12 protein-coding genes and 1 pseudogene are annotated in these 12,114 nt (G+C 39.6%); 5 read left to right on the top strand and 8 right to left on the bottom strand.

Translation table 11 applies throughout. The features are described from left to right. Together DB42_RS00920 and DB42_RS00910 are read right to left on the bottom strand one after the other, a co-directional pair. Positions 1-293 (bottom strand): F-box protein (locus DB42_RS00920; protein WP_044881312.1); only part of this gene is annotated, 293 nt, incomplete at its 3' end. Positions 294-849: 556 nt separating this feature from the next. Next, complete coding sequence (locus tag DB42_RS00910; protein ID WP_052435860.1) at positions 850-2,307, bottom strand: leucine-rich repeat domain-containing protein; 1,458 nt, start codon at positions 2,305-2,307, stop codon at positions 850-852. 404 nt (positions 2,308-2,711) lie between these two features. Here DB42_RS00910 and DB42_RS11075 point away from each other — a divergent pair, with 404 nt between their 5' ends. Then, positions 2,712-2,867: a hypothetical protein gene (locus DB42_RS11075; RefSeq protein ID WP_155117350.1), complete on the top strand. Its 156-nt coding sequence runs from the start codon at positions 2,712-2,714 to the stop codon at positions 2,865-2,867. Positions 2,868-2,973: 106 nt separating this feature from the next. Here DB42_RS11075 and DB42_RS00905 read toward each other — a convergent pair whose 3' ends face one another. The 6 genes and pseudogenes from DB42_RS00905 to DB42_RS00890 all read right to left on the bottom strand — a co-directional run bounded on the left by DB42_RS00905 (position 2,974) and on the right by DB42_RS00890 (position 6,547). Beyond that, the gene (locus DB42_RS00905; protein ID WP_052435859.1) at positions 2,974-4,659 is read right to left on the bottom strand and encodes a leucine-rich repeat domain-containing protein; all 1,686 of its coding nucleotides are present in this window, start codon (positions 4,657-4,659) and stop codon (positions 2,974-2,976) included. A 374-nt stretch (positions 4,660-5,033) separates the two neighbouring features. Next, positions 5,034-5,600, bottom strand: coding sequence for a leucine-rich repeat domain-containing protein (locus tag DB42_RS00900; protein ID WP_052435858.1), 567 nt, complete (start codon positions 5,598-5,600; stop codon positions 5,034-5,036). 198 nt (positions 5,601-5,798) lie between these two features. Further along, positions 5,799-5,942 (bottom strand): leucine-rich repeat domain-containing protein, encoded by a 144-nt coding sequence (locus DB42_RS11745; RefSeq protein ID WP_368665331.1) that lies wholly within the window; start codon positions 5,940-5,942, stop codon positions 5,799-5,801. Between the two features lie 39 nt (positions 5,943-5,981). Continuing rightward, positions 5,982-6,131 (bottom strand): annotated as a pseudogene (locus DB42_RS11740) (leucine-rich repeat domain-containing protein); the annotation flags it as partial. A gap of 12 nt (positions 6,132-6,143) precedes the next feature. Then, positions 6,144-6,272 (bottom strand): hypothetical protein, encoded by a 129-nt coding sequence (locus DB42_RS11500; protein WP_155117349.1) that lies wholly within the window; start codon positions 6,270-6,272, stop codon positions 6,144-6,146. Next, a complete protein-coding gene (locus DB42_RS00890; RefSeq protein ID WP_044881310.1) occupies positions 6,269-6,547 on the bottom strand; it encodes a leucine-rich repeat domain-containing protein in 279 nt (92 codons plus the stop codon). The genes DB42_RS11500 and DB42_RS00890 overlap by 4 nt, the downstream gene beginning before the upstream one ends. Positions 6,548-8,504: 1,957 nt before the next feature. Between DB42_RS00890 and DB42_RS00885 the strand changes: the two genes are divergently transcribed. The 4 genes from DB42_RS00885 (at position 8,505) to yajC (ending at position 12,110) form a co-directional block, all read left to right on the top strand. After that, entirely contained in the window at positions 8,505-8,882 is a 378-nt protein-coding gene (locus tag DB42_RS00885) for a histone (RefSeq protein WP_039383022.1), read from the top strand. A gap of 228 nt (positions 8,883-9,110) precedes the next feature. Further along, positions 9,111-10,568, top strand: coding sequence for a 23S rRNA (uracil(1939)-C(5))-methyltransferase RlmD (gene rlmD, locus DB42_RS00880; protein ID WP_044881309.1), 1,458 nt, complete (start codon positions 9,111-9,113; stop codon positions 10,566-10,568). Between the two features lie 7 nt (positions 10,569-10,575). Continuing rightward, entirely contained in the window at positions 10,576-11,676 is a 1,101-nt protein-coding gene (tgt, locus tag DB42_RS00875; protein ID WP_044881308.1) for a tRNA guanosine(34) transglycosylase Tgt, read from the top strand. Between the two features lie 23 nt (positions 11,677-11,699). Next, entirely contained in the window at positions 11,700-12,110 is a 411-nt protein-coding gene (gene yajC, locus DB42_RS00870; RefSeq protein WP_202965052.1) for a preprotein translocase subunit YajC, read from the top strand. Positions 12,111-12,114: the final 4 nt, after the last annotated feature.

Genomic DNA, 12,114 nt, shown 5'->3' with positions numbered 1-12,114 from the left:
GACTTGGCTAAAGTAAAGATTTGCCTAAAGATTGCATTTATCTTTGCTGCTTCAGCAAGCTTTTCTTTTAGCTTATAAATCCTATCTACAATAAGAGCCTGCTCCTTAACATTTCCTTGAGGAACATGCACTTTACCTATTTGCTTATAAAGAGGGGGCATGACTTCAGTAGCCAGTAGATGATGCCATCTTTTACAGACGCTAAATAAGGAAGGAACTGCGCAAGCCTCTAAGATAGGAAGCAGCAATTCATTGGGCAAGCTTTCAATAGATATTGATGAGATAGGATGCATTTATTTCCTTGGGTAGTGATAACTTTTCAGCATTTTTATTTATTAAAATCAATATAAAAAAATTAAAAAAGCAAGTCAAAAGAATTCGTATCCTTATCAACAAAAAACTACTCCCAGATGATATAACACCGCTTTTTTTCAGATAGATTCAAGGAAAGGGTGGAGACCTTCCAAGCATTTAGGAGCAGCCACAGGTTTTGGGGATTAAGTGACGCGGCAATTTTGGTGTGGCTAAAAGTATGAGATTGATTCTTTGCCTTATTTGAGAAAAATGGCTCTTTTTGGTGCCTTGTTTTAATTCTTCTACTAAATGATGAAATACCATACGCCAGTTTCCTCCTATCAAAAAAGTTGTTCTTCCAGCCATAACACTCTGTAAAAAAAGAAAAAAACTTCTTATCGCTATAAATGTGTAGGTTAGCTTAAACTTGCTTAGTTGCCGAAAGGAAAGCAGCTTACTTGTCTAAAGATAAGATGGCTAAAAGTTTTTTATTTCATTTTAGCTCACCCTAATTTAAAAAGTATTTAAGTTCATTCTATAATTGAAAACGCTGCCTTATTTTTTGGCGATATTTTTCAAAGGATTTTCCGCTAATTCAAGCTTGATAAGCTGAGACAACCGCCTGATTTCTGCAGGAAGTCTGGTGAGCTGGTTTTGATTTAAGTAAAGCCATCGCAGCCGAGACAGCCGTCCTATGTTTGCAGGCAGGCTAGTGAGCTGATTTTGGCTTAAGTCAAGCACTCGCAGCTGAGACAGGTGCCCCACTCCTTTAGGCAGAGCGGTGAGCTGGTTTTGATTTAAGTAAAGGGTTTGCAGCCGAGACAGCTGCCCGAGTTCTGTAGGAAGGCTGGTAAGCTGGTTTTGATTTAAGTAAAGGGTTTGCAGCTGAGACAATTGCCCGAGTTCTGTAGGAAGGCTGGTAAGCTGGTTTTGATTTAAGTAAAGGGTTTGCAGCTGAGACAATTGCCCGAGTTCTGTAGGCAGAGCGGTAAGCTGGTTTTGATTTAATTCAAGCGTTTGCAGCTGAGACAATTGCCCGATTTCTGCAGGCAGAGCGGTGAGCTGGTTTTCTCTTAAGTCAAGCGTTTGCAGCTGAGACAGCCGCCCGATTTCTGTAGGCAGAGCGGTGAGCTGGTTTTGATTTAAGTAAAGCCATTGCAGCTGAGACAACTGCCCAATTTCTGCAAGCAGAGCGGTGACCTGGTTTTGGCTTAAGTAAAGCATTTGCAGCTGAGACAGCCGCTCTATTTCTGTAGGAAGGCTGGTGAGCTGGTTTTGATTTAAGGAGATGTATTGCAGCTGAGACAATTGCCCGATTTCTGCAGGAAGGCTGGTGAGCTGGTTTTGATTTAAGGAGATGTGTTGCAGCTGAGACAACTGCCCGATTTCTGCAGGAAGGCTGGTAAGATGGTTCTGATTTAAGTCAAGCACTCGCAGCTGAGACAACTGGCATATTTCTGGGGGTAAATAAGTCAAGCCTACTCCAGATAAATTTAGCAAAGTTAAGTCTTTACAATTTTCTTCAATCCAATCTCTAATTAGCTCTCCTTTTTTTCCTAGAGGCAAGTGCTTAATTTCTTCTCGGCTCAAGTATTCTCCCCCACCAGGAAGTCTTTTCCAAAGTAAAAGACGATTAATATTTACAAGATAAGAAAAGTAATTAGCCAGCGTTAAGCCTGCTTTTTCTTCTGTTTTCCATTTAAATTCTAAAGGAGAAAAAGACTTGGCTAAAGTAAAGATTTGCCTAAAGATTGCATTTACCTTTGCTGTTTCAGAAAGCTTTTCTTCTAGCTTATAAATCCTATCTACAATAAAAGCTTGCTCCTTAACATTTCCTTGAGGAACATGCATTTTACCTATTTGCTTATAAAGAGGGGGCATGACTTCATTAGCTAAGAGATGGTACCATCTTCCACACACGCTAAATAAGGAAGGGCTAGCACACTCCTTTAAAATAGGGACTAATATTTCATCAGGTAAATATTCAATGGTGATAGAAGAGCTAGGATTCACTGAAGGGCGCCTTTAAGTGTTATACATATTCTAGTTGTTTTTTAGTGAGATGCTTATACATAAAAGAAGCAAGATAGGCAAGAAAATGTAAGAAAAAGGCTTTTAATTTTTAAACTTAGCAATAGAGAAATATGAAAAGCTGGTAGAAATTTTTTCCTTAACTTTAGCAGAGAAGCAGACCTTTAGATCCCACGCCTCTATAGTAAGCCAAAAGCTCTCTATATCTTTAAAACTTCCTAAGCCTACCAATTTACCCTTTTAACGTTATAGGTGAGGAAGTCAGGTAACTTTTCAGCTACAGCCTAAAACGTTGCTTTAATTCCTCTGGTATGTTGTCCAGCGGATTTCCGTCTAACCTAAGATCTAAATACTTAGGGGGCTGTGCTATTTCTGCAGGAAGACTGGTGAGCGTGTGCCACGAGCACAGTGTAGATTTGCGTAACTATATGAAAGATGAGGGAAAATGGCTCCTCGAAGTCGCTTTGCAGGAAGAGATTTTAAACCACCTTAAGCTGCTTTGGTCAAAAGCCAAGGTAGTGAGCGTTAAGGAAAAGGTATGATAAACATATCAAGTGAGGGCTAAGAAGACGAACGAAAGTGAACCATTGACCCAAGTGTCGAAAGTTTGCTCAATGACGTCAAAGCTGGGGGCTGCATATTCTTCTTCTACAATTGAAAACGCTGCCTTATTTTTTCTGGAATATCTTTCAAAGGATTTTCCTCTAATTCAAGCGTTTGCAGCTTAGACAGCTGTCCAATTTCTTTAGGAAGTGTGGTTAGCTGGTTTTGGTCTAATTTAAGCACTCGTAGTTGAGACAGCCGCCCGATTTCTGCAGGAAGGCTGGTGAGCTGGCTTTGATTTAACTCAAGCACTTGCAACTGAGACAATTGGCCTACTTCTGTAGGCAGAGTGGTGAGCTGGTTTTGATTTAAGTAAAGCACTTGCAGCTGAGACAGCCGCCCTATTTCTGCAGGCAGGCTGGTGAGCTGGTTTTGATTTAAGTTAAGCCCTCGTAGTTGAAACAGTTGCCAGATTTCTTCAGGCAGGCTGGTGAGCTGGTTTTGATTTAAGTCAAGCACTCGTAGTTGAAACAATTGACCTATTTCTGCAGGAAGAGTGGTGAGCTGGCTTTGATTTAAGTCGAGCCGTGTCAGCTTAGACAGCTGCCCGATTTCTGTAGGCAGGCTAGTGAGCTGGTTTTGATTTAAGTAAAGCCCTCGCAGCTGAGACAATTGACCGATTTCTGCAGGCAGACTGGTGAGCTGGTTTTGATTTGAGTAAAGATATTGCAGATTAGACAACTGTCCAATTTCTGCAGGAAGGCTGGTGAGCTGGTTTTGATTTAAGTTAAGCCCTTGCAGCTGAGGCAATTGACCTATTTCTGCAGGAAGAGTGGTGAGCTGGTTTTGATTTAAGTCAAGCCATTTCAGCTGAGACAGCTGCCCAATTTCTGTAGGCAGAGCGGTAAGCTGGTTTTGATTTAAGTCAAGCAATTGTAGCTGAGACAATTGGCTTATTACTGCAGGCAGAGCGGTGAGCTGGTTTTGATTTAAGTCGAGCCGTGTCAGCTTAGACAGCTGCCCGATTTCTGTAGGCAGGCTGGTGAACTGGTTTTGATTTAAGTCAAGCCCTCGCAGCTGAGACAATTGACCTATTTCTGTAGGCAGGCTGGTGAGCTGGTTTTGATATAAGAAAAGCCCTTGCAGCTGAGACAGCTGCCCGATTTCTCCAGGCAGACTGGCGAGCTGGTTTTGGCTTAAGTGAAGCTCTTGCAGCTTAGATAACTGGCATATTTCTGGCGGTAAATAAGTCAAGCCTGCTCCAGATAAATTTAAAGCCGTGGTATTTTTACAATTTTCTTCAATCCACTCCCTAAGAAGCTCTCCTTTTTTTTCTAGAGGCAAGTGCTTAATTTCTTCTTGGTTCAAGTATTCTTCTCCACCAGGAAGTTTTTTCCAAAGTAAAAGACGATTAATATTTACAAGATAGGAAGAGTAATTAGCCAGCGTTAAGCCTCTTTTTTCTTCTGTTTTCCATTTAAATTCCAAAGGAGAAAAAGACTTGGCTAAAGTAAAGATTTGCCTAAAGATTGCATTTACCTTTTCTGCTTCAGAAAGCTTTTCTTCTAGCTTATAAATCCTATCTACAATAAGAGCCTGCTCCTTAACATTTCCTTGAGGAACATGCACTTTACCTATTTGCTTATAAAGAGGGGGCATGACTTCAATAGCCAGCAGATGATGCCATCTTTTACAGACGCTAAATAAGGAAGGAACTACGCAAGCCTCTAAGATAGGGAGTAGCAATTCATTGGGCAGGCTTTCAATAGATATTGATGAGGTAGGATGCATTTTATTTCCTCGGGTAGTAATGACTTTTCAGCATTTTATTTATTATAAAGGCAATATAAAAAAATTAAAAAAGCAAGTCAAACGTATTCGTATCCTTATCCATGAAAAACAACTTACAGATGATCTACCACGCTTTTATTTCAGATAGATTCAAGGAAAGGGGGAGACCTTCCAAGCATTTAGGAGCAGCCACAGGTTTTGAGGATTCAGTGACGCGGCAACTTTGGTTTGGCTAAAAGAATGAGAATGTGTAAGTTGGTTTAAGCTTGCTTAGTTGCTGGAAGGAAAGCGGATTACTTGTTTAAAGATAAAGTGGCTAACAGTTTTTTATTTCACTTCAGCTTACTCCAATTTAAAAAGCACTTACAACCATTTTACAATTGAAAACGCTGCCTTATTTTTTCTGGAATATCTTTCAAAGGATTTTCCTCTAATTCAAGCGTTTGCAGCTTAGACAGCTGTCCAATTTCTTTAGGAAGTGTGGTTAGCTGGTTTTGGTCTAATTTAAGCACTCGTAGTTGAGACAGCCGCCCGGTTTCTGCAGGAAGGCTGGTGAGCTGGCTTTGATTTAACTCAAGCACTTGCAACTGAGATAATTGAGCTATTTCTGCAGGAAGACTGGCGAGCTGGCTTTGATTTAAGTAAAGCCATTTCAGCTGAGACAGCTGCCCGATTTCTGCAGGCAGAGCGGTGAGCTGGTTTTGATTTAAACTAAGCGCTTGCAGCTGAGACAGCTGCCCGATTTCTATAGGCAGACTGGTGAGCTGGTTCTGATTTAAGTAAAGCCCTTTCAGCTTAGACAATTGCCGGATTTCTGTAGGCAGGCTGGTGAGCTGGTTTTGATTTAAGAAAAGCGTTTGCAGCTCAGACAGCTGCCTGATTTCTGTAGGCAGGCTAGTGAGCTGGTTTTGATTTAAGTAAAGCCCTCGTAGTTGAAACAATTGACCTATTTCTGCAGGAAGAGTGGTGAGCTGGTTTTGATTTAATTCAAGGAATTCCAGCCGAGACCGAGACAGCCGCCCGATTTCTGCAGGCAGGCTGGTAAGCTGGTTTTGATTTAAGTAAAGCCCTCGCAGCCGAGGCAGCTGCCCGATTCTTGCAGGCAGAGCGGTGAGCTGGTTTTGGCTTAAACCAAGCCATTATAGCTGAGGCAGCTGGCCAATCTCTGCAGGGAGAGCGGTGAGTTGGTTGTAGCTTAAATAAAGCTGCCTCAGCCGAGAAAGCTGCCCTATTTCTGCATGAAGAGAGGTAAGCTGGTTGCTGCTTAAGCCAAAGTTTTGCAGTTGAGAGAGCTGCGCAATCTCTGCAGGAAGGGCGGTAAGTTAGTTGCCATTTAAGTAAAGCTCGTCAAGTTCCGCAAATTCCCCTATCTCAGCGGGTAGAGTGGTAAGCTGGTTGCTATTTAAGTAAAGACTCCGTAGCTGAATCAGATGCCTTATTTTTTTAGGAAGGGAGGTAAGTTGGTTGTTATTTAAGTAAAGCTTTTATAACTGACTTAGCCTTCCTATTGCGCTGGGAAAAGTGAAGATCTGATTGTTGGTTAAGTCAAGGCTCCATAGCTGAGAAAGCTGTCCTATTTCGGCAGGAATAGTGGTGAGCTGGTTGTTGCTCAAGCCAAGGTGTTGCGTTGTGCTAGCAGTCCTATCTTTGCAGGAATTATGGTAAGCAGGTTGTTGCTTAAGTCGAGTTCTTGCAGCTGAGGCAACCGACCTATCTCAGGAGGTAAAAAGGTCAAACCAATTTCAATTAAGCATAACCGTTCAATATCTTTTCCATGGGTTTCAATCCATTTTTTAAAAGGTTCCCCTTTTTTATGTAAAGGCAAAGACTTGATGTTTTCTTGATTTAAGTATTCCCCTCCGCCAGGAAGTTTTTTCCACACTAACAAGCGATTAATATTTATAAGATAAGAGGCATAGTTAGCCAGGGTAAAATATCTTTTCTCCTCAGTTTTCCATTTAAATTCTAGCTCTGCAGGAGAAAGCGAGCTGGCTAGAGCAAAGGTTTGTTTAAAGATTGCCTAGACTTTTTCTACTGCAGAAAGCCTATCTTATAGCTCATAAATTTTGTCTAAAATAAAAGCCTGTTCGTTAACATTTCCTTGAGGAAAATGCATTTTACCTATTTGTTTATAAAGAGAGGGCATTATCTCCCTATTTAACAGATGTCGTCATCTTGTACAAACGCTAAATAAGGTAGGCGAGGGGCAATACTCTAAAATGGGGGGTAGTACTTCATTAGGTAGGTGTTCCAGAGTTATAGAAGAGCTAGGAATCATGATAGAGTCGCTTTAAGATATGTACATATTTTTAATTGTTGTTAGTGAGGTGTTTATATAGGGAAGAAGCGCAATAGGCAAGAAGATATGAGAAACAAATCTTTAACCTTCAAGCTTGATAATAGAGAAATATAAGAAGTAGTTAAAATTTTTTACCTTCCTTAGCTTAAAAACAGCACTTAAGATGAGCTATCTCGCTAATTGATCCATCCAAAAGCCTATCAAACTAAAAGCAAGCCAACCTAATCCTTCTTTTTTTTTATTTCCCCATCCAATCATAATTTATCTGAGTTTTCCTTGCCGCCAAGCTCTTGCTCGTCCTACTTGCCATCCCACTTCTTTAGATTAAAAACAGCTCTCTCAGCGATTTTTCCGGCATTCTTTCATCCATAAGCTTACGAAAAGGCTTTCGTATTAATAATTAATTCCTTAAATATTCAGCCTTATCCTCTCCTAATTTGTATCAAATATAAAAAAAATTAATTAAATTTTTACCTTATTTTGAGCAATGTTAAACTTGGTTGGATTAAAGCTTGAGCCATTCGATGCTTGGCCTGCAGTTATACGTTGCATTCTTAAAAGCAACAAGCAAGCCCTTTTCATTTATATAATGGATGCATGGTTGTTCCTTTTTCTTCTAAACCCATACTCAATCTTTTGTTTTCCTCCTTTTTCTGCTGAAAGAAGCATCCGCTGCTAATTTTTATCAATCTAACATTTCAGCAAGCTGGGGCTGTATCAATTAAGGCTTATATCCTTTTATCTAAGGTGCCATCTACCTAGTCATCCTACCCCTTAGAAGAGCCTGCAATATAATTTTTAGGCTAAGAAAAAAGCTGAATGCTTGGGTAGCTTTTAAGAGAGCTTCCTTGAGGTGTAAGCCTGATTTTATCTATTTTTGATAAAGAGAGTAGCAATCATCAATGCATAAATAATGGTTTTTAAGATAGGAACTTGCTACTAGAGCCATGCAAAGAAAAGATTGCAAGCATTTTTCATTGAACGAATTTATTAGAAATTATCAAAGTATGCGCAAAAAAATTAACAGAAAATGAAAAACACTCAATATTTAAGCCATTTGATAAAAAAGAATAGCTATGATTTTTTTCAAGACCTTCTTAGATAGATACTTAGCATAGCTGCATTTTATTTCATTCTTAGAAAGCCTACCGATCAAGAAGAGGTAAGTCGGTTATTTAAGACTTTTGCACAACTTTAATTTCACGCTTGTAGCCCCTTATTCTTAGATATTTGAAGCTAAAAATTTGAGGTAGTGTACCTGAATAGAGTTTTCAAACGCCTATGTGACAATCTTTTTCCTAAATTTTTGTAAGATTGTTTTTAGCCTGAGTTTTTCTTAAATTATGTTAATATTTAAATAAAAATAAAGCTTAAGATAACCCTACAGCTGCCTTTTTTGCCTGAGCGCTTGTTTCATAATTAGTTTAACATAAGACGCAAAAGTAAGATTATTTTTCGCTAAGTGAAGAAAAATGTTGCACAATATATCCAAAGTTAATATTTATTACTTCGTCATGAAACTCAAAAAATCAGGAGGCAAATCACCATGGCATTAAAAGATACGGTCAAAAATTTAAGAGACCTGCTTCAGAACATTACTAATGATTTAGAAAAAGCTGAGAAAGGCAATAAAGCAGCTTCTCAGCGTGTTCGTACAGGAACCGTTAAGCTTGAGAAAGTTTCTAAGCTTTATCGTAAAGAATCTATCAAATCTGAAAAAACGACGAAAGGTACAAAAAAAACGGCTAAAAAAGTAACTGCTCCTAAAAAAGCTTCTAAGCCAGCTGCAAAACCAATCGCTACAAAGCCAGCTGCAAAACCTGCAGCCAAGCCAAAAGCTAAAGCACATAAAGCTAAGGCACGTCCTCTTTCTTTAAAAAGACCTACCGCAAAACTTCCTACGAAGCAAGTGGGCTGGAGATAATTGATAGTTTTTTAGGGGGGTTATAACCTCCCCTTTACCTCACTTTCCTCATCGAATTCGAAAAACTTATCTGATCTGGTGAATAAAAAATCCAACTAGCAGGCGCACTTATATTTTTAAGTTGCTTACGTTGTTGTACAAAGCTTCTAACTGTTCCTAAATCACCTTGCTTTTATATAGCTGCTTATTTAACCTTATTATTTGACCAAAATTTAATAATCTAGCGATATGCCTTATTCTAAACAAACTCGTTTTGCGAATGTTAAAATCAATGAATTTTCTAAGAGAGGACATGGCTTAGGTCGCATCGAACGTTCAGAAGAGGAAATTAAGGAAGCTGAGATAGCGTTTGCCATCCCTGGAGATGCAGTCCATTCTATGTTACATGGCAAAAATAAAACGCATTGGGTAGGAGGAATACAAAGAATTATTGAGCCTTCCAAAGACCGAATCATTCCTAAATGTATACATTTTGGCTCCTGTGGTGGATGCCAATGGCAACAAATGTCTTATGATACTCAACTGCGTTATAAAGAATCTTTAGCTAAAGATATTTTCCGCAGTGTAATCACGCCAGAGACCCATCTGTTTCCTATTATGCCCTCTGAATCTGAGTGGAATTACAGAAACAAAATGGATTTTACCTTTTCAAGAGATTTAAATAAAACTAAGTACTTAGGCTTGATTCTTGACTCTACCAAAGGAAGAGTTTTTAATCTTGTAGAATGTCATCTTCCCAATCCCTGGTTCACTCAAGCTGTCCATGCGGTAAAATCTTGGTGGGAAGAGTCAAATTTAGAGGCCTATTACCCCATCAAGAATACCGGTTCATTAAGGTCCTTGACGCTACGTGAAGGAATGAAGACAGGAGACCGCATGGTAATGTTGACGGTCTCTGGTAACCCTGATTATGCTTTGCAAAATCGCCACCTTGAGAGCTTTGTCCATGCGTTACATACTGCTATTGAGCCACAACAATCAAATGCTAAGTTAAGTATATTTGTTAGGATACAACAGATAAGCCCAGGAATGGCCACTAACTTTTATGAAATGTTACTTTATGGACCTCAGTATATTGAGGAAGAACTAGACATTCAGGCAGATATTGAAAAGCCTGCAGAAACTTATAAGTTTAGAATTAGCCCTTCTTCTTTCTTTCAGCCTAATATAAGGCAAATAGAAAAGGTTTATTCTTTAGCCCTGCAATTAGCGAAGGTAAACAAAGAAGATACCATCTATGATCTTTTTTGCGGCTCAGGGGTGTTAGGTATTTGCGCTTCAAAGAACGTTAAACAGGTAATAGGCATAGAAATATCTCCAGAGACAGCTTTTGATGCGCGTCAAAATGCTGCTTTAAATAATAGGCAGAATGTCACTATTATTTCAGGAGCGGTGCGCTATGCTTTGGGCCAAATTCAAGATGAAAATTTATTTCCTCTACCTGATTTAGTCTTATTAAATCCTCCACGTGCGGGTCTCGATCCTCTCACCATGAAACATTTACTTCGTCTCAATGCTCCTAAAATCCTCTATATTTCTGGCAATCCTCAGGCTCATTTAGCTAATATTGCTGAGTTATCGCAGAATGGTTATACGGTAAAATATATTCAACCTTATGACCAATTTCCTCAAACTATTCATGTCGACAGTTTGATTCTCCTAGAAAAAACTCCATCAAACATATAGGCTCTTTTTGAAATTTACGATTTGTAAGGCTGATGCTTGCTCCCGTGCAAGAGTAGGAATCATAGAAACTGCCCATGGGGCGATAGAAACGCCTGTTTTCATGCCTGTAGGTACACGGGCAGCTGTTAAAACCTTGACTAATCAGCATCTGTTAGATATGAAGGCTCAAATTATTTTGGGCAATACTTATCATCTGATGCTTCGTCCAGGGGTAGAAATTTTGGCTAAAGCTGGTGGTTTGCATGCTTTTATGAACTGGCAAAGCCCTCTTCTTACTGACTCAGGAGGATTTCAAGTTTTTTCTTTGTCTGCCCTTAACAAGGTCACGGATAAAGGAGTCCATTTTCAATCGCATATTGATGGTTCGCGTCACTTTTTGGGACCCGATGAGAGTATGTTCATTCAAAAAACTATAGGCTCTGACATTGTGATGGCATTTGATGAATGTACGCCTTATCCGTGTGAAAAAAAAGTTGTGGAAAAAAGCTTAGAAAGAACCCATCGTTGGGCGGAGCGCTGTAGAAATTATGATTTGCAGCCTCATCAAAATCTTTTTGGAATCGTACAAGGCGGAGTGCATGCTGATTTACGTCAGCAGTCTGCCCAGTTTTTAGCTAATCTAGATTTCCAAGGATATGCTATCGGCGGCCTTTCTGTTGGCGAACCTGCTTCGGTGATGTATGAGGTGCTCGATCATACAGTGCCGTTTATGCCGGTAGAAAAACCACGCTATTTGATGGGAGTAGGAACGCCTCGTAATCTAGTGGAGAGTGTAATGCGGGGAGTCGATATGTTCGATTGTGTGATGCCTACACGAAATGCACGAAATGGCACGGCTTTTACCTGGGCCGGAAAAGTGCAGATAAAGGCCGCTCGTTATGCTGAAGATTTTTCTCCTCTCGATCCTTCTACCCCCTCCTATACTTCTCAGTTCTCTAAGGCTTACTTACGCCATCTCCTCAACGTGGATGAAATGACCGGCTTAACATTAGTCACGTTACAAAATCTAGCCTTTTATCTAGATTTTATGCAAAAATTAAGGGAAGCAATAAAAAATGATACTTTAGCCGATTTTTATCAAAAAGTTTGTGCCTTGTATCCGCATTAAAAGGATGAAATATGATTAAGAAAATGACTTGCTTTTCTGCACTTGGCTTTACTCTATTGAATAATACGATAGCTTTTGCGCAAGAGGGCACTAACCTTGAAATCGTTCCCCGTGATCAAGGAATGACTCAAACTTTTGTAATGATTGCGATCGCTCTGATTTTTTTCTATTTGATCTTATGGAGACCTGAGCAAAAACGTCGTAAAGCCATAGAAGAGCAGCGTAGCGCTTTGAAAAAAGGTGATCGAGTAACTGCTATGGGGATTGTCGGAACGATCGTGCGTATAGAAGAGAATACTGTTATACTTAAAATGTATGATGGCTCAAAAATCGAGATGCTTAAAGCAGCTATTACTGATGTAATAGCAGCCACAGAGGAAGAAGCTAAAAAAGCTGATAAAGAAGAGCGAAAAGTTGAGGAAAAAAACTTTTAAGGAA

The organism is Neochlamydia sp. EPS4 (assembly GCF_000813665.1).
Lineage (GTDB): Bacteria > Chlamydiota > Chlamydiia > Chlamydiales > Parachlamydiaceae > Neochlamydia.
Note: the sequence above shows the minus strand (reverse complement) of the source record. Positions and strands in the feature narration are given on the sequence as shown.

Coding starts and splice junctions, on each gene's coding strand:
- yajC (WP_202965052.1), top strand. CDS start 11,700: ATGACTTGCTTTTCTGCACTTGGCTTTACTCTATTGAATAATACGATA.
- rlmD (WP_044881309.1), top strand. CDS start 9,111: ATGCCTTATTCTAAACAAACTCGTTTTGCGAATGTTAAAATCAATGAA.
- DB42_RS00885 (WP_039383022.1), top strand. CDS start 8,505: ATGGCATTAAAAGATACGGTCAAAAATTTAAGAGACCTGCTTCAGAAC.
- DB42_RS00905 (WP_052435859.1), bottom strand. CDS start 4,659: ATGCATCCTACCTCATCAATATCTATTGAAAGCCTGCCCAATGAATTG.